This window comes from Castellaniella hirudinis, from assembly GCF_042651965.1.
Classification (GTDB): domain Bacteria; phylum Pseudomonadota; class Gammaproteobacteria; order Burkholderiales; family Burkholderiaceae_B; genus Castellaniella; species Castellaniella hirudinis.
This window is the reverse complement of the sequence record NZ_JBHSDY010000007.1, coordinates 197219-219235: the sequence shown is the minus strand read 5'-3', so window position 1 is coordinate 219235 and position 22017 is coordinate 197219. Positions and strand designations below refer to the sequence as shown.

17 protein-coding genes are annotated in these 22017 nt (G+C 68.0%); 6 read left to right on the top strand and 11 right to left on the bottom strand.

What is annotated here, in order from left to right; all coding sequences use genetic code 11:
• Window positions 1-2 precede the first annotated feature (2 nt).
• Window positions 3-1463 (bottom strand): aldehyde dehydrogenase family protein, encoded by a 1461-nt coding sequence (locus ACFO0J_RS12575; RefSeq protein WP_376813431.1) that lies wholly within the window; start codon window positions 1461-1463, stop codon window positions 3-5.
• A 171-nt stretch (window positions 1464-1634) separates the two neighbouring features.
• On the opposite strand from ACFO0J_RS12575, the gene ACFO0J_RS12570 reads away from it, so the two are divergent.
• From ACFO0J_RS12570 to ACFO0J_RS12555, 4 genes are all read left to right on the top strand, one after another.
• Window positions 1635-2615, top strand: coding sequence for a TRAP transporter substrate-binding protein (locus tag ACFO0J_RS12570; protein WP_376813430.1), 981 nt, complete (start codon window positions 1635-1637; stop codon window positions 2613-2615).
• A gap of 6 nt (window positions 2616-2621) precedes the next feature.
• Window positions 2622-3110: a TRAP transporter small permease gene (locus tag ACFO0J_RS12565; protein WP_376813543.1), complete on the top strand. Its 489-nt coding sequence runs from the start codon at window positions 2622-2624 to the stop codon at window positions 3108-3110.
• A 15-nt stretch (window positions 3111-3125) separates the two neighbouring features.
• Window positions 3126-4403, top strand: a complete 1278-nt coding sequence (locus tag ACFO0J_RS12560) for a TRAP transporter large permease (protein WP_376813429.1) — start codon at window positions 3126-3128, stop codon at window positions 4401-4403.
• A gap of 92 nt (window positions 4404-4495) precedes the next feature.
• Window positions 4496-5599, top strand: a complete 1104-nt coding sequence (locus ACFO0J_RS12555) for a PDDEXK nuclease domain-containing protein (RefSeq protein ID WP_376813542.1) — start codon at window positions 4496-4498, stop codon at window positions 5597-5599.
• Between the two features lie 138 nt (window positions 5600-5737).
• Here the strand turns inward: ACFO0J_RS12555 and ACFO0J_RS12550 are convergent, their stop codons facing one another.
• Genes ACFO0J_RS12550 through ACFO0J_RS12535 form a run of 4 tightly spaced genes read right to left on the bottom strand, consistent with a single transcriptional unit; the run spans window position 5738 to window position 9136 of the window.
• The gene (locus ACFO0J_RS12550) at window positions 5738-6748 is read right to left on the bottom strand and encodes a TRAP transporter substrate-binding protein (RefSeq protein WP_376813428.1); all 1011 of its coding nucleotides are present in this window, start codon (window positions 6746-6748) and stop codon (window positions 5738-5740) included.
• Window positions 6749-6797: 49 nt separating this feature from the next.
• The gene (locus tag ACFO0J_RS12545) at window positions 6798-8078 is read right to left on the bottom strand and encodes a TRAP transporter large permease (RefSeq protein ID WP_376813427.1); all 1281 of its coding nucleotides are present in this window, start codon (window positions 8076-8078) and stop codon (window positions 6798-6800) included.
• A gap of 13 nt (window positions 8079-8091) precedes the next feature.
• Entirely contained in the window at window positions 8092-8580 is a 489-nt protein-coding gene (locus ACFO0J_RS12540; RefSeq protein WP_376813426.1) for a TRAP transporter small permease, read from the bottom strand.
• A complete protein-coding gene (locus ACFO0J_RS12535; RefSeq protein WP_376813425.1) occupies window positions 8567-9136 on the bottom strand; it encodes a gluconokinase in 570 nt (189 codons plus the stop codon). Before ACFO0J_RS12535 ends, ACFO0J_RS12540 begins: the two co-directional genes overlap by 14 nt.
• Window positions 9137-9269: 133 nt before the next feature.
• Here ACFO0J_RS12535 and gntR point away from each other — a divergent pair, with 133 nt between their 5' ends.
• The gene (gene gntR / locus ACFO0J_RS12530) at window positions 9270-10331 is read left to right on the top strand and encodes an HTH-type transcriptional regulator GntR (protein ID WP_376813424.1); all 1062 of its coding nucleotides are present in this window, start codon (window positions 9270-9272) and stop codon (window positions 10329-10331) included.
• A gap of 21 nt (window positions 10332-10352) precedes the next feature.
• On the opposite strand, the gene ACFO0J_RS12525 is transcribed toward gntR, so the two are convergent.
• A complete protein-coding gene (locus ACFO0J_RS12525; RefSeq protein ID WP_376813423.1) occupies window positions 10353-13004 on the bottom strand; it encodes a DNA topoisomerase III in 2652 nt (883 codons plus the stop codon).
• A gap of 65 nt (window positions 13005-13069) precedes the next feature.
• Between ACFO0J_RS12525 and ACFO0J_RS12520 the strand changes: the two genes are divergently transcribed.
• A complete protein-coding gene (locus tag ACFO0J_RS12520; protein WP_376813422.1) occupies window positions 13070-15634 on the top strand; it encodes a GDYXXLXY domain-containing protein in 2565 nt (854 codons plus the stop codon).
• Here the strand turns inward: ACFO0J_RS12520 and gluQRS are convergent.
• From gluQRS to ACFO0J_RS12495, 5 genes are all read right to left on the bottom strand, one after another.
• Window positions 15631-16470, bottom strand: a complete 840-nt coding sequence (gluQRS, locus tag ACFO0J_RS12515; RefSeq protein ID WP_376813421.1) for a tRNA glutamyl-Q(34) synthetase GluQRS — start codon at window positions 16468-16470, stop codon at window positions 15631-15633. The genes ACFO0J_RS12520 and gluQRS overlap by 4 nt on opposite strands.
• Complete coding sequence (locus tag ACFO0J_RS12510) at window positions 16470-16937, bottom strand: Smg family protein (RefSeq protein ID WP_376813541.1); 468 nt, start codon at window positions 16935-16937, stop codon at window positions 16470-16472. Before ACFO0J_RS12510 ends, gluQRS begins: the two co-directional genes overlap by 1 nt.
• Before the next feature lie 59 nt (window positions 16938-16996).
• Window positions 16997-19015: an acetyl/propionyl/methylcrotonyl-CoA carboxylase subunit alpha gene (locus ACFO0J_RS12505; protein ID WP_376813420.1), complete on the bottom strand. Its 2019-nt coding sequence runs from the start codon at window positions 19013-19015 to the stop codon at window positions 16997-16999.
• A gap of 10 nt (window positions 19016-19025) precedes the next feature.
• On the bottom strand, window positions 19026-20627 hold the full coding sequence (locus ACFO0J_RS12500; protein ID WP_376813419.1) for a carboxyl transferase domain-containing protein: 1602 nt from the start codon (window positions 20625-20627) through the stop codon (window positions 19026-19028).
• A 182-nt stretch (window positions 20628-20809) separates the two neighbouring features.
• Window positions 20810-21991 (bottom strand): acetyl-CoA C-acyltransferase, encoded by a 1182-nt coding sequence (locus ACFO0J_RS12495; RefSeq protein WP_376813418.1) that lies wholly within the window; start codon window positions 21989-21991, stop codon window positions 20810-20812.
• Window positions 21992-22017 lie beyond the last annotated feature (26 nt).

The following is a 22017-nucleotide window of genomic DNA, read 5'->3' as shown; positions in this document are numbered from 1 at the left end:
CCTCAGGCATCCTGGCCGTAGCGGATCGCCACGGTCTTCAAGGTGGTGAATCCCAGCAGGGCCTCGAAGCCTTTTTCGCGGCCGTGGCCGCTGGACTTGACCCCGCCGAAGGGCAGTTCGACGCCGCCGCCGGCGCCATAGTTGTTGATGAAGACCTGGCCGCAGCGCAGGTGGCGGGCCATGCGCAGTTGACGCGCCCCGTCGCGGGTCCAGACCCCGGCGACCAGACCGTAGTCGGTCGAGTTGGCCAGGGCCAGGGCGTGCGCCTCGTCGCGGAAGGCCTGCGTGATCAGGACCGGGCCGAAGATTTCGGCTTGGGCCAGCGCGCTGTCCGGGGGCACGTCGCGCAGCAGCACGGCTTCCTGGTAGTAGCCTTCCGGCGGCGCCTCGTCCAGGATGCGGCCCCGGGCGGCCTCGACCAGGCCCTCGTCGTGGGCCGTGTCCAGCATCCGGCGCACGCGGTCGTATTGCGTGCGATTGATCAGCGGTCCCAGGTCGGCGTCGTCCGACGCGGGCGGCCCGGCGCGCAGGGCGCGGAAGCGTTCGGCGACGCGCTCGACGAAGGCGTCGTGGATGCCGGCCTGGACCAGCAGCCGGCTGCCCGCCGAGCAGGTCTGGCCGCTGTTCTGGATGATGGCGTTGACGACCGCCGGCAGGGCGGCGTCCAGATCGGCGTCCTCGAACACGATCTGCGGCGACTTGCCGCCCAGTTCGAGCACCACCGGACAGTGGTGCCGCGCGGCGGCCTCGGCGACCCGCTGGCCGGTGACGGTCGAGCCGGTGAAGGACAGGTGCCGGACGCCGGGGTGGGCGCTCAGGGCCGCGCCGGCCTCGGCGCCGTAGCCGGTGACGATGTTCAGCGCGCCGGGCGGAAAACCCACGCGGGCGGCCATTTCGGCCAGGTACAGGGTGGACAGGCTGGCGTCCTCGGCGGGCTTGACCACGCAGGCGTTGCCGGCCGCCAGGGACGCGCCGACGCTGCGGCCGAAAATCTGCGCCGGGTAGTTCCAGGGGATGATGTGGCCGGTGACGCCGTGCGGCTCGCGCACCGTCAGCGCCAGGGTGCCGGTGTCGTAGGGCAGGGTCTCGCCATGCAGCTTGTCGCAGGCGCCCGCATAGTATTCAAAGTAGCGCGCCAGGGCGACGATGTCGTTGCGCGCGGTGCGCAGTGTCTTGCCGGTGTCGCGCGCCTCCAGCCGGGCCAGGGCATCGACTTCGTCCAGCACGGCGCGGCTCCAGGCTGCCAGCAGGCGTCCCCGGTCGCGGGCGCAGGTCATGGCCCAGGGGCCGTCGAAATGTGCGCCCATGGCGGCCTGCGCGGCCTGCACGGCCAGGGCGATGTCTTCTGCCGAGCCTCGGGCGATGCGGCCGAAAGTCCGGCCGTCCGCCGGATCGATGACCGGGATGGTGCGCTCGTCGGGGACGGGGAGGCGGGCATTGGCGATGTAGTGATAGGCGGTCATGTCCTGGACACAGTGATGGACCCGTTCATGACTCTAGCGGGTTTTGGGGCGGCGCGCCCCTGTGATAACCCGAATTTGCGGGTGGTTTTCATTGCGACTCTGCCGGACTTCGTGGTAGAACCCTTAGGGAATTTTTGAAGAATACTCATATCGCATTCGGGAGACGACACCATGTTCCAAGGGAAAAAATTTGCCGGCTGGCTGGCAGCCGCTGCGCTGGTCGGCATGACGGCGTCCGCGCCGGTGCTGGCGCAGACTACGCTGAAGATGGCCTACGCGCTGTCCGAGAACTCGCACTATGGCGCGGGTGCCGCCGCTTTCGCCAAGAGCCTGGAAGCCAGCGCGCCGGACTTCAAGGTGCAGCAGTTCCCGAACAGCGCGCTGGGCGGGGAGCGCGAGGTCATCGAGGGCCTGCAACTGGGCACCATCGACCTGGCCATCGTGTCCACGGGCGCCACGCTGAATTTCGTGCCGCAGGCCGGGGTGTTCGACATTCCCTTCCTGTTCCGTGACCTGGCCCATGCGCGCAAGGTCCTGGACGGCAAGATCGGCCAGGACATGCTGGCCGAATTTCCCAAGCGCGGCCTGGTGGCCCTGGCCTGGGGCGAACAGGGCTTCCGCCACCTGACCAACAATGTCCGCCCGGTGAAGGAGCCCGCCGACATCAAGGGCCTGAAGATCCGCACCACGGAAAACCCGATCCACATCGCCGCCTTCAAGGAGCTGGGCGTGCTGGCCACGCCCATGGCCTGGCCCGAAGTCGCCACGGCCCTGCAGCAGGGCACCATCGACGGCCAGGAGAACCCGCTGTCGGTGATCGTTTCCGTGAAGATGTGGCAATTGCAGAAATACCTGTCGCTGACGGCGCACGTCTACGGCCCGGCGCTGATCCTGATGGCGCCCTCCGTCTATGACGGTCTGGACGATGCCGGCAAGGCGAAATTCAAGGAAGCCGCCGCTGCCGGCGCCGTGGCCATGCGCGGCTACGTCGATCAGGTCGAAAAGGACGGCATCGAAACCCTGAAGTCCAACGGCATGCAGGTCAACACGGTGGATCACGCTGCGTTCGTCAAGGCGGTCCAGCCGGTCTATCCGCAGTACTACAAGCAGTTCGGCCAGGAGCTGGTCGATGCCATCCGCGATACGCAGTAAGTGATGATGCGCGCGCTAGGTCTGGTCGACCGGGGCCTGTCCCGGCTGGTGTCCTGGGTCGCCCAGGGCCTGCTGTGGTCCGCCGTGGCGGCGGGTTTTTACCAGGTCCTGGCGCGCTTCGTCTTCGCCTCGCCCTCGGCCTGGTCCGAGGCCTGGACGCGGGCCGCCATCATCTGGGCGGTGATGCTGGGGGTGGCCCTGGCCTTCCGCCAGGGGGCCATGCTGGGCGTGGACCTGCTGCACAATCTGCTGGCGCCGCGCCGGGCGCGGCTGCTGGAGCACGGCGTGCTGCTGATCGTCGTGGGCTTCCTGGGTTTCCTGCTCTGGATCGGGATCGAGATGACCTGGCGTGTCCGCTTCCAGACCATGCCCAGCCTGGCCGTGTCGATCTCCTGGGTGTATCTGGCGATTCCCGTCGGCGCCGCCCTGTCGCTGTTCGCGGCCCTGGCCTACTGGGCCGAAGGCCCGCGCCGCCTCCATATCGAAACCGTCTGACCAAGGAAACGCATCATGTCGCAGTTGATGGTCGTTTCCATGCTGCTGTTCTTCGGCCTGACCGTGCCGGTGGCCGTGTCGATCGGCCTGGCTTCCATGGTCGGCGTCGGCTTCGACGGCCACATGACGTGGCTGGTGATTGCGCAGCAGCTTTACGCCGCCCTGGATAAATATCCGCTGGTCGCCGTGCCCTTCTTCATCCTGGCCGGCAATCTGATGGAAGAAGGCGGCATCTCCGAGCGCATGGTCGAATTCGCCAAGAGCGTGGTGGGCGGCGTGCAGGGCGGGCTGGCCTGCAGTTGCGTGCTGACCTGCATGATCTTCGCGGCGGTGGCCGGGTCCAGCGTGGCGACGACCTTTGCGGTGGGGGCCATCCTGATCCCCGCCATGGTCAAGCACGGCTATCCGGCGCCCTTCGCAGCCTCGCTGCAGGCCTCGGCGGCGGAACTGGGCGTCATCATCCCGCCGTCCATTCCCATGATTCTGTTCGCGGTGTCCACCGACACCTCGGTGGGCGAGGTCTTCATCGCCGGGATCGGGCCGGGCCTGCTGATCGTCATTGCGCTGATGGCCTACGTCTGGCTGTACGCGCGCCGCAATGGCCTGGGCAAGCACGACGGCGACGGCCGCCTGCCGGTCTGGACGGCCTTCAAGAAGGCCTGGTGGGCGCTGCTGATGCCGGTCATCATTCTGGGCGGGATCTATGGCGGGATCTTCACCCCCACCGAGGCCTCGGCCGTGGCGGTGGTGTATGCGCTGTTCGTGGGTATTTTCATCTATCGCCGGCTGACGTTTTCCACGCTGGGCCGTACGTTCCACCGTTCGGTGGTGTCCACGGCGATCATCATGTTCATCATCGCCAACGCGGGCGTGTTCGGCTTTCTGCTGAACCGCGCCGGGGTGCCGATGATGCTGGGCGAATGGCTCGGCCACCTGTTCGGCAGCGAGATCACTTTCCTGCTGGGGGTGAACGTCGCCCTGTTCTTCATCGGCATGTTCATCGAGACGTCCGCGTCCATCGTGGTGCTGGCGCCGCTGCTGCTGCCCGTGGCGACGCAGTTCGGCGTCGATCCGGCGCATTTCGGGGTGATCATGGTGGTGAACCTGGCCCTGGGGATGGTGACGCCGCCCTTCGGCGTGAACCTGTTCGCGGCCTGCACGGTCGCCAAGGTGCCCATCGAGCGCCTGATCCGGCCGCTGCTGCCTTTCGTCGGCGTGGTGGTGGTCTGCCTGATGGTGATCACCTACTGGCCGGACCTGTCGCTGTATTTCCGCGATCTGGCATATCGGTGAGACAGGACATGGCGATGCAAAACGACATCCGGCGCTCGCCTGTCAAAACCATCGCAGCGAAGAAATCCGCCAAGGTGACAGCGCCCATATCAATGGATACCGCTTACAACGGCATCCACGGCGACATCGTCGCCTTGCTCGAAGCCACCCGCCGTGCCGCTGCGCGCAGCGTCAACGCGTTGATGACCGCCGGCTATTGGGAAGTCGGGCGGCGTATCGTGGAGTTTGAGCAGGGCGGCAAGGGGCGTGCCGAATATGGGGAGGCATTGCTGCTGCGACTGTCCAGCGATTTGACACCTCGTTTCGGTCGGGGCTTTGGGCGGCGCAACCTGCAAGACATGCGGCTGTTCTATCTCGCGTGGGGGCCAGAACGAATTTGGCAGACACTGTCTGCCAAATCTTCCTCGCTACCGATTTTCGAGACATCGTCTGGCAAGTCTCCAGACCTCGCCGCCCTCGCCAAAGCCTTCCCGCTCCCATGGTCGGCCTACGTCCGTCTGCTTTCCGTCAAGAATGAACAGGCTCGCAGCTTCTACGAAACCGAGGCCCTGCGCGGCGGTTGGAGCGTGCGCCAGCTCGACCGACAGGTGAACAGCCAGTTTTACGAACGCACCGCCTTGTCCCGCAACAAGGCCGCCATGCTTGAGAAGGGTGAAATTGCCGAACCCGGCGACGCCATCACGCCTGAGCAGGCCATCAAAGACCCTTTTGTGCTGGAGTTTCTGGGCCTCAAGGACGAATACTCAGAGTCCGCCCTGGAGGATGCGCTCATCCACCATCTGGCCGACTTCCTGCTGGAATTGGGAGACGATTTCGCCTTCGTCGGCCGCCAGCGCCGTCTGCGCCTGGACGACACCTGGTTCCGCATCGATCTGCTGTTCTTTCATCGCCGCCTGAAATGCCTGCTGGTCATCGACCTCAAGGTCGGCAGGTTCAACCACGCCGACGCAGGTCAGATGCATATGTACCTGAACTACGCCCGCGAGCACTGGATGAAACCGGGCGAAAACCAGCCCGTGGGCCTGATTCTGTGTGCCGAAAAGGGCGCAGCCGAAGCCCACTACGCGCTGGAAGGTTTGCCCAACAAGGTGTTGGCCGCCGAATACAGGACCGCTTTGCCGGATGAAAATCTACTCACCGAAGCGGTGGAAAAGACACGACGCGAATTGGAAGCACGGCGCGGGTGTCGAAGTTGACGGACTGGATAGGGCGGGTCATAGGACAGTCCCCTATGAACTGTCCTATGCCGGACGAATCCAAGCGGCATGCAGGCCGCGACATGTAGAGAGTAGAGATGCCGCGCGTGCGGCATCCCCTCAGCCGCAGCATGGCAATCAGCTTTTACGAATTTCCTTCAACTCGTCCTGCACCGCATTCCACAGATCCGAACCCACCGACTTCTCGATCTGCGCGTTGACTGGCGCGATGGTGTCGCGCATCTTCTGCACGGCTTCGGGGCTGACGGTGTTGATCTGCATGCCGTCGGCCTTCAGTTGCGCCAGGGCCTTGTCGGCTTCCTCGCGCGTGTCCTTGCGTTCGTAGTCGCGGCTGACGACGGCGGCCTTGAGCAGCACGTCACGTTCGTCGGCGCTCAGGCCGTCCCACCACTTCTTGCTGGCGGTGACGATCCAGGGGCTGTAGACGTGGTTGGTGATGCTCAGGTATTTCTGGACTTCGTAGAACTTGCTCGACAGGATGGTGTTGTAGGGATTTTCCTGGCCGTCCACCGTCTTGGTTTCCAGCGCGGTGAACAGTTCCGAGAAGGGCAGCGGCACGGCGTTGGCGCCCAGGCGCTGGAAGGTTTCCAGGAACACGTTGTTCTGCATGACGCGCAGCTTCAGGCCGCTGAAGTCCTCGGGCCCGTTGACCGGCTTCTGGCTGTTGGTCAGGTTGCGGAAGCCGTTTTCCCAGTAGACCAGGCCCACCAGGCCCTTGTCCTCCAGCTTGTGCATGACGGCCTGACCGGTCTTGCCGTCGAGCACCTTGTCGGCTTCCTCACCGGAATTGAACAGGAAGGGCGTGTCCCACAGGGCCATTTCCTGGGTGATGCCGACCAGGGTGGCGGTGGAACCCACCATCATTTCCTGGGCGCCGCCGATCAGCGCCTGCTGCATCTGGACGTCCGAACCCAGGGCCGCAGCGCCGACGGCGCGGATCTTCATCTTGCCGCCCGACAGCTTGGCGACCTCGTCGGCGAACACCTGGACGGCGCGCCCCTGGTTGGAATCCTGGTTCAGGCCGTAGCCGAAGCGGATCAGACGGGTCTGGATGTCGGCGGCCTGGGCCGGGAGGGCCATCGCACCGGCCGCCAGGGTGGCGGCCAGGAACAGGGCTTTCAGTTTCATGGGGATTCTCCTTGGTGAAGTGTCCGCCGTGGGGGCGGTGTTGTTTGCCTCAGCCCAGCCAGCGGACCGGGGCGGTGACGATCTGGGGAAAGAGCACCAGCAGGACCAGCAGCAGTGCGTAGACCAGCAGGAAGGGGGTGACGCCCTTGACGACGGATTCCATCTTCACGCCGCCCACGCCGGCGGCGACGTTCAGCACTGTGCCCACCGGCGGTGTGATCAGGCCCAGGCAGCCGGTGAACACGAACATGAAGCCGAAATAGATCGGATCGATGTGCGCCTTCAGCGCCAGCGGCAGGCAGACGGGGGCGAAGATCAGGATGATCGGCGTCAGGTCCATGGATGTGCCCACCAGCAGCAGGAAAATCACCATGCAGGCCATGAACAGCGTGGGATGCGCCAGGATGGGCTGGAACAGTTCGGCCAGTTGATTGGGCAGGTCGGCCAGCGTGATCATGTAGGCGGCCACGGTGGCGGCGCCGCACAGGAACATGACCACCGCCGTGGTGATGCTGGAGGCTACCAGCACGTCGTAAGTGGCCTTCCAGGACAGCGCCCGGTAGATGAAGCGCGACACCAGAAAGGCGTAGACGGCGGCCACCACGGCGGCCTCGGTCGGGGTGAAGACGCCGAACCGGATGCCGCCCAGGATGATGACCGGCATGAAGATGGCCCAGACACTGTCGGTCACCGCGCGGCGGCGTTCGGCCGGCGTGGCGCGCACAGCCGTGGGCAATTGGCGGCGGCGCGCGACCCCGCGCCAGGCCAGCAGCAGCGCGCCGCCCATCAGAATGCCGGGGACCACGCCGCTGATGAACAGCTTGCTGATGGAGGTGTTGGTGGTGACGCCGTAGATGATGAAGGGCAGCGAGGGCGGGATGATCGGGCCGATGATGCCGCCCGAGGCCAGCAGGCCCGTGCTGTAGTCCATGGGATAGCCCTGCTGGCGCATCATGGGCAGCAGGATGGTGGCCAGCGCGGCGGTGTCGGCGATGGCCGAGCCGCTCATCGAGGCCAGCAGCACCGAGGCGAACACGGCGACGTAGCCCAGGCCGCCGGGGATGTGGCCGACGAAGGCGCGCGCCATATTGATGATGCGCTGGCTCAGGCCGCCCACGTTCATCAGCTCACCGGCCAGGATGAAGAAGGGCACGGCCAGCAGCGGGAAGTTGTCGAAGCCGGCCTGCAGGTTCTGCGCCAGCAACTGGGTGTTGAAGAAATCCAGGTGCCACATCAGGGCGACGCCCGAGACCAGCAGGGCGACGGCGATGGGAATGCCGATCGCCATCGAGGAGAACAGGACGGCGAGGAAGATCAGGGTGGTATCCATGTGCAGGATTCCTTCAGCCGCGCGGGCGATCGAGAACGGCCTGCTTGAACAGCAGGATTTCCATGGCGACGGCCATGAACAGGGTGGCGGCGGCCGCGACCGCCAGGGGATAGCCGATGACGGGGCTGAAGCTGCGCAGGCCGGCGATCACCTGGTCCCAGGCGCCTTTGGCCACCATGCCCAGGACGATGGCGCTGACCAGGGTGGCCAGCACGCCCATCGCGGCGCGCGTGCGCGGGCCGACGCGGTCGATCAGCAGGTCGAAGCTCAGGTGCCGTTTTTCATGGGCGGTGACGACCGTGCCCATGCAGACCAGCCAGACGAACAGCAGACGGGACAGTTCTTCGTAGATCACCAGGCCCGTGCCGAAGGCGTAGCGCAGCACGACGTTGCTGAACACGGCGATCACCATCAGGGCCAGGGTGGTCGCCATGAAGACTTCGGCGGCTTTGCGGATCAGGGGCTTGTGCGGCGCGTCAGCGGGGGCGTCAGGGGTGTGCATGCGGATTCCTTTGCAGCCATGCGGCGGCGTGTGCGAGGAGTTCTTCCAGGGGGCGTTCGCTGTCCAGGTGCAGCAGGCCGGCTTCGTCGTGGGGCGGTTCCAGCGTGGCGAACTGGCTGTCGATCAGGGTGGTGGGAAAGAAATGACGGTCGCCCCGGCCGGCGACGCGCTGGTGGGCCGCATCGCGGCCGACTTCCAGCCAGATGAATACCAGGCCGGGCACGTGCGCGCGCAACTGCTGGCGGTAGGCCCGCTTCAGGGCCGAGCAGCTGAGGACGACGCCGTCGGCGGCGCGGCGCGCCAGTTCCTGGCCCAGCGCCGCCAGCCAGGAGGCGCGGTCCTCGTCGGTCAGCGGCACGCCGGCGCGCATCTTGGCGTGGTTTTCTGCGCTGTGAAAGGCGTCGCCTTCGACGAAGGCCCAGTGCTGGCGCCGCGCCAGCATGTCCCCGACCGTGGATTTGCCGCAGCCGGAAACGCCCATGACGACCACCGCGTGCGGCGGACGGATCGCCGCGCCCGGGGTGGCATCAGGAGAAGATAGCGCTATCTTTTGCATTGAAAAAAAACGGTCCTTACGTACAATGGTGCCCGAAGTATCGGGTCCGGCCGGCGCCGGCCGATCTTCCCGCAGGCGGGTGAGACGCAAAGATAGCGCTATCTCGTCCCGGCCGACATTAGGGAATTCCTGTATGCATGACGCCTCTTCCGACAACGACGGGACCGGATCCCGGGCACCCCGGGGCCGCAGCCGGGCCACGGGCCGGGCGACGCTGGCCGACGTGGCGGCCCTGGCCGGCGTCAGCCCCATCACGGCTTCACGCGTGGTGGCGGGCAAGACGACCGTGCGCCCGGAACTGGCCGAGCGGGTGCGGGCGGCGGTGGCGCAGCTCGGCTACCGCCCCGATCCGTCGGCGCGCGCGCTGGCCTCGGCCAAGAGCCGCCACGTCGTGGTGCTGATTCCGCTGCTGTCCAACACCTTGTTTACCGAGCTGCTGGAAGCCGTCCAGGATGTGATGTGGGATGCCGGCTACCCGATCTTCGTCGGCATCACCCAATACAAGCCGGAGCGCGAGGCCGCCCTGCTGGACAGCTACCTGTCGCACCGGCCGGCGGGCCTGATCCTGACCGGTTTCGACCGCAGCGAGGCCCAGCGCCGCTTGATCGAGGCCAGCGACACGCCGTGCGTGCACGTGATGGAGCTCAGCGACGCCCCCGACGTGCATTGCGTCGGTTTTTCCCAGATCAAGGCCGCACAGGCCGTCGCCCGCCATTTGCTGGATCGCGGCAGGCGGCGCATTGCGTTCGTGGGCGCTCAACTGGACCCGCGCACGCTGGAACGTGCCGAGGGCTTTCGCAGCGTTTTGCAGGCGGCGGGCTGTCACGATCCCCGGCTGGAGATCCTGGATTCCCGACCCTCGTCGGCCGCCCTGGGGGCGGAGGCGTTCCGCCGCCTGGTGGAGACGCATCCGGATCTGGACGCGGTGTTCTTCTGCAACGACGACCTGGCCCACGGGGGCCTGCTGGAGGCCTTGCGGCTGGGCGTCCCGGTGCCGGACCGGGTCAGCGTGGTGGGTTTCAACGACCTGCCGGGCAATGCGCAGATGCTGCCCGCGCTGAGCAGCCTGCGCACGCCGCGCCGGGAAGTCGGCGATGCCGCCGCCCGGATGCTGCTGAGGCTGATGCGCGGCGAGCCGGTGGACGCGCCCGCCGTCGATCTGGGCTTCGAACTGAAGATCCGCGCCAGCAGCTGAGCTGCCGGCGCGCCCATCCGCTTAGAACGCCGGGCCGTCGTCGTCCTGCGTGGCGGCGATCTTTCTGGCGGCCGTTTTCTTCCCGGCAGCCTTCTTCACGGCGGTCTTTTTGGCCGCCGTTTTCGTGGAGGACTTGGCGGCGGTCTTGCTCGCCGTCTTCGTCGCGGTCTTGGTCGCTGTTTTCGCAGCGGTCTTCGCTGCCGTCTTGGCGCCCGCCTTGGCTGGACGCGGCTCGAACTCGAAGCCGACCTTGCCGTCGTCCTGGCGCACCAGGAAGGCCTTGAACTTGCGGTTGGTGCGGCTGGACACGAAGCCGTCGAGCAGGTCGGTCTTGCCGGTTTCCAGCAGCTTGCTCATCTGCGCGGCGGGGATTTCCTGCTGCAGGATGACCTTGCCGCTGCGGAAGGTGCAGCTCTTTTCCGGGCCCACGGCGCGTTCGCAGACGTAGTTCATGCCGTGCTCGAAGACGCGGCCGCCGCATTTGGGGCAGGTCCCCAGCGGGCTGTGGCCGGAGAAGTCCACGGGCTCGGCGTCCTCGTCGTCGCGCTGGCCGAAGTCGAATTCCAGCTTGTATTCGTCGGTGATGCGCAGCACGGCCGCGAAAGGCCGACCCATCTTGCTGATGAAGCCGGTCAGCGGCCCCAGCGTGCGCTGGGCCAGCAGTTCTTCGACTTCGGGCACTTCGAAGGTGCGCCCGCCCGGGTGCTTGCCGATGGAAAAATCGCAGGCCGTGCAGGCGTAGCGGCGGTAGTTTTCCTTGACCACGCTGCCGCATTTCGGGCAAGGGGTCTGTAGCGTCGCATAGTCGCCGGGCACGGTGTCGCGTTCGTATTCCTTGGCGCGCTTGACGATCACCTGGGTCATCTGGGCGATTTCGCGCATGAAGGATTCGCGGTCGAGCTGGCGCTGTTCGATCAGCTTCAACTGGTGTTCCCATTCGCCGGTCAGTTCCGGCGAGGTCAGTTCATTGACCCCCAGGCCCGACAGCAGCGTCATCAACTGGCGGGCCTTGGCGCTGGGCACCAGGTCGCGGCCTTCGCGGCGCAGATAGGTCTCGTTGATCAGGCCTTCGATGATGGCCGCGCGGGTGGCCGGGGTGCCCAGGCCGCGCTCGGACATGGCTTCGCGCAGGGCCTCGTCGTCCACCAGCTTGCCGGCGCCTTCCATGGCGGACAGCAGCGTGGCTTCGTTGAAGCGGGCAGGCGGCTTGGTGGCCAGGCCGCGCGCCTCGATGTCCTCGGTGCGCACGCGCTCGCCCTCGGCCACGGGCACCAGCGAGGCATCGTCGCCCTGGGTTTCGCGGCCGTAGATGGCCAGCCAGCCGGGCGACACCAGCACCTTGCCCTCGGTCTTGAAATGATGGCCCGAGACCTGGGTGATGCGGGTGGTGACGCGGAATTCGGCCGCCGGGAAGAACACCGCCAGGAAGCGGCGCGTCACCAGCTCGTAGATCTTGAATTCGGCGTCGCTCAGTTCGCGCGGCACCTGCAGGGTGGGGATGATGGCGAAGTGATCAGAGATCTTTTTGTCGTCGAAAATGCGCCGGTTGGGCTTGACCCAGTCCTGCTTCACGACCTGGGCGGCGTAGGGTTTCACGGACCGGGCCACGCCCGATTCGCTGTCGGCCAGGACGCGCATGGTCTGCTGCACGGTGCCGACGTAGTCCTGGGGCAGGTAGCGTGAATCGGTCCGCGGGTAGGTCAGGGCCTTGTGGCGCTCGTACAGCGACTGGGCCAGCGACAGCGTGGTCTTGGCGGAAAAGCCGAAACGCGAGTTGGCCTCGCGCTGCAGCGTGGTCAGGTCGAACAGGGCCGGGGACATCTGCGTGCTGGGCTTGGATTCCTCGGTCACGCTGCCGGGCTGCTCGCGGCAGGCGGCGACGATGGTCTGGGCGGCCGCTGCGGACCACAGGCGCGAGTCGCGGACTTCGGGGTCCTGTTCGTTTTTCTTGAATCCAGGGTCGAACCAGCGGCCTTCGTACAGGCCGGCGGCCGCGACGAAGGTGGCGTGGACTTCCCAGTAGTCGCGCGACACGAAGCTGCGGATGCGGTTTTCGCGCTCCATCACGATCGCCAGCGTGGGCGTCTGGACGCGGCCCACCGGAGTCTTGAAGAAACCGCCGTCCTTGCTGTTGAAGGCCGTCATGGCGCGGGTGCCGTTGATGCCGACCAGCCAGTCGGCCTCGGCGCGGGACCGGGCGGCGGCCTCGAGCGGCTTCATGGTCTCGTCGTCGCGCAGGTTGGCGAAGGCCTCGCGGATGGACGCCTGGGTCATGGACCGCAGCCACAGGCGCTGCACGGGTTTCTTCACCCCCGAATACTGGACGATGTAGCGGAAGATCAGTTCGCCCTCGCGGCCCGCGTCACAGGCGTTGATGACGGCGCCGACGTCCTTGCGCTTGAGCAGCTTGATCAGCAGCTTCAGCCGTTCGGCGGAGCGCTTGTCGGTCGGCCCCAGTTCGAACTGGGGCGGGATGACCGGCAGGTGGGTGAAACTCCATTTGCCGCGCACCGGGTCGTTGGGCGCCACCAGGCTGAGCAGGTGGCCGACGCTGGAGGACAGCACGTATTGCTCGCTTTCGAAGTAGTCGCCTTCCCGGGTGAAGCCGCCCAGCGCCCGGGAGATGTCCAGGGCGACCGAGGGTTTTTCAGCAATAATCAGAGTTTTGGTCATGGGGTTCCAGTGGCGGCCTCATTTCGGGCCGCATTAGCGCGGATCATACGAGGGGGCATCACACCATGCAAGTCACTGAAGCCGGGCCGCCGGCCGAACACGCAGTCCGATGGCGCCAGGGCCTGGCCCATGGCGCCGGGCTGCTGGCCGCCGCGCTGGCCGGTGCCGCCCTGGTGTTCTGGGTCGCGGCCAACTGGCCTCAGATGACGCAGGACGCCCGGCTGACGGGCGTCCAGGGGGTGCTGGCCCTGCTCGTCGTCCTGGCCGTCGGGCTGGCCCGGCGCGGTCATCGCGGGGCGGAGCCGGCGGCCGGTCTGGCGGCCCTGGCGACGGGCGCGTTGCTGGCCCTCGTGGGTCAAATATATCAAACCGGCGCTGACGCCTGGCAATTGTTCCTGACCTGGGCCGTGCTGATCCTGCCCTGGCTGGTGGTGCTCCGGTCCGTGTTTCTGGCGCTGCTGTGGGGCGCGCTGCTGAACCTGGCGCTGTGGCTGTTCCTCGATGGCTCGACGGCGGCTGCCTGGTGGCGGTGGGGCGAATCCTGGTCGACGGGCATCTGGCTGCTGGGCCTGAACGCGCTGCTGCTGATCGGGGCCGAGTGCCTGCGGCCGGTGCTGCGCGATCCCTGGCGCCTGATCCGCCGGACTGCGGCGGCGGCGACGCTGGCCTGGGCGGTCGCCGTCGCGGCGCAAGGGGCCGTGATGGGCTTCGCGGGGATGTGGGCGCAAAGCCTGCTGCCGGCGCTGGCGTTCAGCCTGGTCCCGATTCTGGCGATCTATGCCGCCTACACCCGTTGGCGGCGTGATCCGGCGGTGGCGACTCTGGCGCTGCTGGCGGGCATCGGGGTGGTCGGGTTCCTGCTGGTGGTGCACGTGGAGTCTGCGGAAGGCGTGCTGGGCCTGGCGCTGCTGATCCTGGCCCTGGGGCTGGGGGCGGCGCGGCACGCCTTGCTGTTGTGGGCGCAGGCGGTCAAGGCCGACGGCGCAGGGGCTTCACCGGCCGCGTCTGCGGCATCGGATCGTGCGCCGGTCCTGGACCCGGCAGGAGCAAGCCCGGCTGGGCGGCTGGAGGCGCCGACCGGCACACGGGACGAAGACCACGCGCCCTGGTACGTGACGGCGCTGCGGATGGGGATTCTGGCGCCCGTCGTGCTGCTGCTGGGCGTCTGGGTGGCGATCAGTTTCGATCTGGATTCCGCCGCCGACGCCCTGAGCGCCGGGGTGCTGCTGATGCTGGGCGGGCTGGCGCTCGGCCGGATGGCGTCGCGGGCGTCCTGGCAGGAGACGGGCGGCGTGCTGACGATCCTGGGCCTGCTGTTGTGCGCCGCCGGCGTCTGGATGCTGGCGGACGAGGGCGGGCCGTGGGGCGCTTTGCCGATTCTGCTGGCAGCCGGCGCGGCGGCCTATGCCGGGACGCGCCAGTTTGCCGTGCGCCTGGCGGCGGCCGGGCTGACGCTGGGGCTGGGATGCTGGCTGACGATGCCGCGAGGGTTCCTATACGGATGGGGGGACGGCTCGGCCAGTGACTGGGCGACCGGTTTGGCCTGGCGTTTGACGATCCTGCTGGTGCTGGGCGCGATCGTCTGGATCGTCTCTCAGGATGCGGCGCGCCGGGCGCGCTGGCGGCCCCTGGCCTGGGCGGCGTTGACGACGGCGGCCGGGCTGGCCCTGCAGATCGACGTCCTCGAACCTGTGCCGTTCCGGTCCTTGCCTTGGACGGGCCAGGGCGGGCTGCTCATTGCCGCGCTGCTGCCCGGCGCCGTGCTGGGCGTCTGGATGGCGTTGAGCCGGCCGCGCGCGCCTGCGAACCTGTGCCTGGGGGTATCGGCTGCTTATGGTGTGGCGGGCCTGGGATGGCTGGGCGCGCCGGCGTGCGCCGTGGCCCTGGTCGGCCTGGTCCTGGGGCGCTGGTCGGGCAATCGGCCGGCGCAGGCGCTGTCGGTGCTGCTGGGCCTGGTGGGGCTGGCGGTGTACTACTTCGACCCTTCCGTCACGCTGGTGGCGAAGGCCGCGAGACTGGGCCTGGCGGCCGTCTGGCTGGCCGCGCTGGCGCTGTGGCTGCGGGCGCCGTGGCGCCGGGCCGACGGGACCGCCCGTTCCCCCGCGGCACGCCGTGCCTGGGGCCTGCCCGTCGGCCTGCTGGCGGGCGGTGTGCTGGTGCTGGGTGTGGTCCAGGCCCGGGTGCATCACTATGAGGCCATCCTGGACCGGGGACACCCGGTGATCCTGGCCCTGGCGCCGGTGGATCCCCGTTCGCTGATGCAGGGGGATTACATGGACCTGGACTATGCCGTGCGCCGCCTGGTCGAGCAATGGCTGATCGGGCAGCCCGATGCGCGGGACGCCTTGCAGGCGAACGGCCGGGGCTGGCTGCTGCTGCGGCCCGATGCGCAGGGCGTCTGGCAGTTCGAGGGGCTGGTGGCGGGTCCGGCGCCGACGCTGGAGGCCAGTGAGCTGGCAATCAAATTCCGCTGGCGCAACGGCGAGATGGATTGGGGCGCCCGCCACTGGTTCTTCCCCGAAGGCCAGGGTGAACGCTATGCCCGGGCCCGGTATGGCGAACTGCGGGTGGCGGAGGACGGCACCGCCTTGCTGGCGAGGCTGTTGGACGAGGCGCGGGCGCCGCTTTAACTGAACCGCTGCGCCCAGCGCGCGGTGGCCTCGGGCCAGAAGTCTTGCAGCGTCGTCGCGGGCAGCGCAGCGAAGCCCAGGGCCTGCCAGGCGGCTTGCAGGCAGTCCAGGGGCCGCGATACGTCCAGCGCGGACGCGTGGTTCTGCTTGGACAACTTCTGGCCGGCGGCGTCCAGGACCAGCGGTACGTGCAGCACGCGCGGCGCGGGCAGGTCCAGGGCGCGGGCCAGTTGCCGCTGGCGGGCCGTGGAGTCCAGCAGGTCGGCGCCGCGCACCACGTCGGTGACGCCCTGGTCGCCGTCATCCACCACCACGACCAGTTGATAGGCCCACAGGCCGTCGGCGCGGCGGACGATGAAGTCTCCGACCTCGGCCGCCACGTCCTGGGTCTGCGGGCCCAGCCAGCGGTCGGTGAAGGCTTCTACGCCGGGCTCGACGAGAAAGCGCCAACTGCGGATCGGGCGGTTTCCCGTGCCCCTCGGCGGCCGGCACGTGCCGGGGTACAGGCCGGGCGGCAGTTCGCGCCGCACGCAGGCGCAGCCGTAGAGGCGTCCGGCGGCGCGCAGCCGCGTGAAGGCGGCTTCATATAGCGGGTGGCGCTGTGTCTGGCGGACAGGTTCCCCATCCCAGTGCAGGCCCAGGGTTTCCAGTTGCCCCAGGATGACGCGCTCGGCGCCGGGCACGGTGCGGGGTTCGTCGATGTCCTCGATGCGCAGCAGCCAGCGGCCCTGGTGCGCCCGGGCGTCCAGATGGCTGGCCAGGGCTGCGACCAGCGACCCGGCGTGCAAGGGGCCGCTGGGGCTGGGAGCAAAGCGACCCACATAGGGGAAAGGCATCAGTGCGACAGCCGGCCTTCGTCGTCGGTCAGCAGTTCCTCGAACACCAGATGGTCGACCTCGGCCTCCTGGCTCCAGAGGACCATGAGCGCCAGGACCTTGATTTCAGCCAGGGACAGGGGGGAATGATCCGCCGCCTGGGCCGCCTCGATCAGGATTTCGCGCAGGACCGGGGGCAGGCTGCCGGAATGCTCCAGAAAGCTGATGAAGCCGATCGCCTCGGTGCCCAGCGTCGCGTATTCCGAGTCGGTGTAGACGCGCGCGGCATCGCGCCGGGCGTCGCGCATGACGGCCAGCGGCAGGCAGCGTTCGGTGGTGCTGGCCAGGTCGCGCAGCCAGGTCAGCGCGTCGTCGATGTCCTCGTGCTCGAACCCGGCGGCCGCCAGCTTGCTGGCCAGGACTTCGGCGCGCGGGCAGGCCTGGGGCGTGTAGTAGTTTTCGAACAGGTAAACCAGGATGTCGTACATGGCGGTCATGAGGCAGTTGCCGTTCCAGTGTACCGGATTCCTCCGGCAATCCGGATGCGTCAATCCGCCTCGGCGGCCTCCAGGTCGATCAAGGTCACGCCTTCGGTCACCTGGTCGCCGGCCGTGTAGAAGACTTCCTTGACCACGCCGTCATGGGGCGCTTCGATGGTGTGCTCCATCTTCATGGCCTCCATGACGATCAGGGGCGTGCCGCGTGTGACGCTGTCGCCCGCCGACACGGCGACCGACAGGATCTTGCCCGGCATGGGGGCGGTCAGGCCGCCGGCCGCATCGTCGGCGGATGCCGCCGCCAGGGCGAGCGGGTCGCGCCATTCCAGGGTCTGGCGCCGGCCGTAGTCGAAGACGTCCAGGCGCGCGCCGTCGCGATGGACGTCGCCGCGCGCCTCGGTGTCGCCCAGGCGCACGCGGACATGGGCCGGGTGGCGGCCCTCGGCCTGCCAGTGAAAGGCCTGCGCGGGGTGTTCGTCCACCCCCAGGGTCCAGAGGCTGCCGTCACGGCGCAGATGCAGGGTGCGTTCGCCCCGATCGTCTTTCAGGACCAGGGTGCGCGCGTAGCGGCCGCCGATGCGCCAGCCGTCGGACTGGCCCCAGGGGTTCGTATCGGCCGTGGCGCCGGGGCGGGCCGGACCGTCGTGATGCAGCAGGGCGGCGACGGCCAGGGCCAGCGCGCTGTCCTCGCTGTCCCGGGGCGCGGGGAACAGGCGTTCGTGTTCGCGTTCGATCAGCCCGGTGTCCAGGTCGGCACCGGCGAAAGCCGGGTCGTCCATCAGGCGGCCGAGGAAGGCGATATTGGTCTGCACGCCGGTGCAGCGCACTGCGCCCAGCGCGCGCAGCATCCGCTGCCGGGCCTGTTCGCGGTCCTGGCCGTGGACGATCAGCTTGGCGATCATCGGGTCGTAGTGCGGGGAAATGGTGTCGCCTTCGCGCACGCCGCCGTCCACGCGCACCGGGCCGGTCTGGAAGACGACGTGCGGCGGCCATTGCAGGGCGTCCAGGCGGCCGATGCTGGGCAGGAAGTCCTTGTCCGGGTTTTCGGCGTAGATGCGGGCCTCCAGCGCGTGGCCCTGGATGCGCAACTGGTCCTGGCGCAGCGGCAGCGGCTGGCCGGCGGCCACGCGCAACTGCCATTCCACCAGGTCCTGGCCGGTGATGGCTTCAGTGACCGGGTGCTCGACCTGCAGCCGGGTGTTCATTTCCATGAAATAGAAGCGCCCGTCAGGCTCGGCGATGAATTCCACCGTGCCGGCGCCGACGTAGCCGACGGCCTGGGCGGCGGCCACGGCCGCCCGGCCCATGGCCTCGCGGCGGTCCGGCGTCATGCCGGGCGCGGGGGCTTCTTCGATGACCTTCTGGTGGCGTCGCTGCACCGAGCAGTCGCGCTCGAACAGATGCACGCATTGCCCGTGGGTGTCGGCGAAGACCTGGATCTCGATGTGGCGCGGCTTGGTCAGATAGCGTTCGATCAGGACCTGGGCGTTGCTGAAGCTGCTGGCCGCCTCGCGCTGGCAGGAGGCCAGGGCCGCCTGGAATTCGGCGTCGGCGTGGACGATGCGCATGCCCTTGCCGCCGCCGCCCGCGCTGGCCTTGATGAGCACGGGATAGCCGATGGCGCGCGCCTGTTCCTGCAGGAAATCAGCCTCCTGGCGTTCGCCGTGGTAGCCCGGCACCAGGGGCACGTCGGCCCCGGACATCAGGGTCTTGGCGGCGGACTTGCTGCCCATGGCGGCGATTGCGTCCACCGGCGGGCCGACGAAGATCAGGCCGGCGTCGGCGCAGGCACGGGCGAACCCGGCGTTTTCCGAGAGAAAGCCGTAGCCCGGGTGGATGGCCTGGGCGCCGGTGCGGCGCGCGGCATCCAGGATGGCGTCGGCGCGCAGATAGCTGGCGGCGGGCTCCGGGCCGCCGATGTGCACGGCGCGGTCGCAGGCCTGGACGTGGCGGGCGTCGGCATCGGCGTCGGAATAGACGGCGACGGTGCGGATGCCCATGCGGCGGGCCGTGGCGGCGATGCGGCAGGCGATCTCGCCCCGGTTCGCGATCAGGAGGGTATCGAACATGGCGGTTTCCTTACATTCTGAACACACCGAAGCGCGTGGCTTCGGCCGGGGCGTGACGGGCGGCGGCCAGGCCCAGGCCCAGCACCCGCCGGGTGTCGGACGGCGCGATGATGCCGTCGTCCCACAGACGCGCGGTGGAATAGTAGGGATGGCCTTCGTGCTCGTACTGGTCGCGGATGGGCGCCTTGAAGGCTTCTTCCTCGTCGGCGGACCAGGCGCCGCCCTTGCGTTCGATGTTGTCGCGTTTCACGGTGGCCAGGACGCTGGCGGCCTGTTCGCCGCCCATGACCGAGATGCGCGCGTTGGGCCACAGGAACAGCAGGCGCGGGCTGAAGGCGCGGCCGCACATGCCGTAGTTGCCGGCGCCGAACGAACCGCCGAGCAGCACCGTGAATTTGGGCACCGCGGCGGTGGACACGGCCGTGACCATCTTCGCGCCGTGGCGGGCGATGCCCTCGTTTTCGTATTTGCGGCCCACCATGAAGCCGCTGATGTTCTGCAGGAAGACCAGGGGAATATTGCGCTGGCAGCACAGCTCGATGAAGTGCGTGCCTTTTTGGGCGGCTTCGGAGAACAGGATGCCGTTGTTGGCGATGATGCCGACCGGCATGCCGTAGATCCGCGCAAAGCCCGTGACCAGGGTCGTGCCGAAGCGCGCCTTGAATTCCTCGAAGTCGGAACCGTCCACGATGCGGGCGATGACCTCACGCACGTCGTAGGGCTTGCGCGTGTCCTGGGGGATGATGCCGTCCAGTTCGGCCGGGTCGTACAGGGGCTCGGTCCAGGCGCCGGCGGCGGGCAGGGCCGGGCGGCTCAGCCGCGCCACCGCGTCGCGCGCCAGGCGCAGCGCGTGGGTGTCGTTTTCGGCCAGATGGTCGGCCACGCCCGACAGGCGGGTGTGCACGTCGCCGCCGCCCAGGTCTTCCGCCGAGACTTCTTCGCCGGTGGCGGCCTTGACCAGGGGCGGGCCGCCCAGAAAGATCGTGCCCTGGTTGCGCACGATGATGGATTCGTCGCTCATGGCGGGCACGTAGGCGCCCCCGGCGGTGCAGGATCCCATCACCACGGCCAGTTGGGCGATGCCCATGGAGGACATGACGGCCTGGTTGTAGAAGATGCGCCCGAAGTGGTCGCGGTCGGGAAAGACCTCGTCCTGATTGGGCAGGTTGGCGCCGCCCGAATCGACCAGGTAGACGCAGGGCAGATGGTTCTGCTGGGCGATTTCCTGGGCGCGCAGGTGTTTCTTGACGGTCAGCGGGTAGTAGGTGCCGCCCTTGACCGTGGCGTCGTTGCAGACGATCACGCATTCGGTGCCGCCCACCCGGCCGATGCCGGTGATCAGGCCGGCGCCGGGCGAATCGTTGCCGTAGACATCGAGCGCCGCCAGCGGCGACAGTTCCAGGAAGGGCGTGCCGGGATCGAGCAGGCGCTCGACCCGTTCGCGCGGCAGCAGCTTGCCGCGCGCCAGGTGCTTGGCGCGGGCCGTTTCGCCGCCGCCTTGCGCCGTCTGCGCGATGCGTGCGCGCAGGTCGTCGACCAGCGACCGCATGACGCGGGCGTTGTCCTGGAATTCCTGGGATCGTGGGTTGATGCGGGACTCGATGACCGGCATGTCGGTTCCTGGAAGTAAAGAAAAATGACCTGCGTGCTGCTTAAGTTCGGCAGGCTGTGGGGCCAGCTTCAAATTGCGGCATCTCCCCACGTCGCGCCTTGCAAGGCGCTCCGATTCGTCAGGCACCGAGCAGTCCGCAGGGACTGCTCGGTGTCCGGACTCATCCCGGGAACTGCGAAGGCTTACGGCAATTCGACGGCCAGGGCGACGGCTTCGCCGCCGCCGATGCACAGCGTGGCCACGCCGCGCTTGCCGCCGGTCTTGCGCAGGGCGCCGATCAGCGTCACCAGCAGGCGGGCGCCCGAGGCGCCGATGGGGTGGCCCAGGGCCGTGGCGCCGCCGTGGATGTTGACGCGGTCGTGCGGCAGTTTCAGGTCGGCCATGGCCGCCATGGTCACCACGGCGAAGGCTTCGTTGATCTCGTACAGATCGACGTCGCCGGCCTTCCAGCCGGCCTTGTCCAGCACCTTCTGGATGGCGCCGACCGGGGCGGTGGTGAACCATTCCGGCTCGTGCGAGAACTGGCTGTGGGCGACGATGCGCGCCAGGGGCTTGACGCCGAGCGACTCGGCCTTGGAGGCGGTCGTCACCACCAGGGCCGCGGCGCCGTCGGAGATCGAGGACGCGTTGGCCGCCGTGATCGTGCCGTCCTTTTTGAAAGCAGGCTTGAGCGTCGGGATCTTGTCCGGCATGGCCTTGGCCGGGCCTTCGTCGGTGTCGATCACCTGGTCGCCCTTGCGGCCCTTGACGGTGACCGGGGCGATTTCCCACTTGAAGCTGCCGTCTTCGGTCGCCTGGCGCGCGCGGCGCAGCGATTCGAGCGAGAAGGCGTCCTGCTGTTCGCGCGTGAAGGTGTATTTCGAGGCGCAGTCCTCGGCGAACACGCCCATGGCGGTGCCGCGCTGGTAGGCGTCTTCCAGGCCGTCCATGGCCATGTGGTCATAGACCGTGGAGTGGCCGTAGCGATAGCCCTGGCGGCCCTTGAGCAGCAGGTAGGGGGCGTTGCTCATGCTTTCCTGGCCGCCGGCCACCACGACTTCGGCCGATCCGGCCTTGATGATGTCGTGGGCCAGCATCACGGCCTTCAGGCCGGAGCCGCAGACCTTGTGCAGGGTGCTGCAGGCCACGCTTTTGGGCAGGCCGGCTTTCAGGGCGGCCTGGCGGGCGGGCGCCTGGCCCTGGCCGGCTTGCAGCACGTTGCCCATGATGACTTCCTGGATGGCGTCGCCGGCAATGCCGGAACGCTCGACGGCGGCCTTGATCGCAATGGCACCCAGTTCGTTTGCGGCCAGACCGGAAAGGCTGCCCAGCATGCCCCCCATGGGGGTGCGGGCGGCGGCGACGATGACGATGGACTCGGACATGGTGTTGCTCCTTTTGCTCAGAGTGT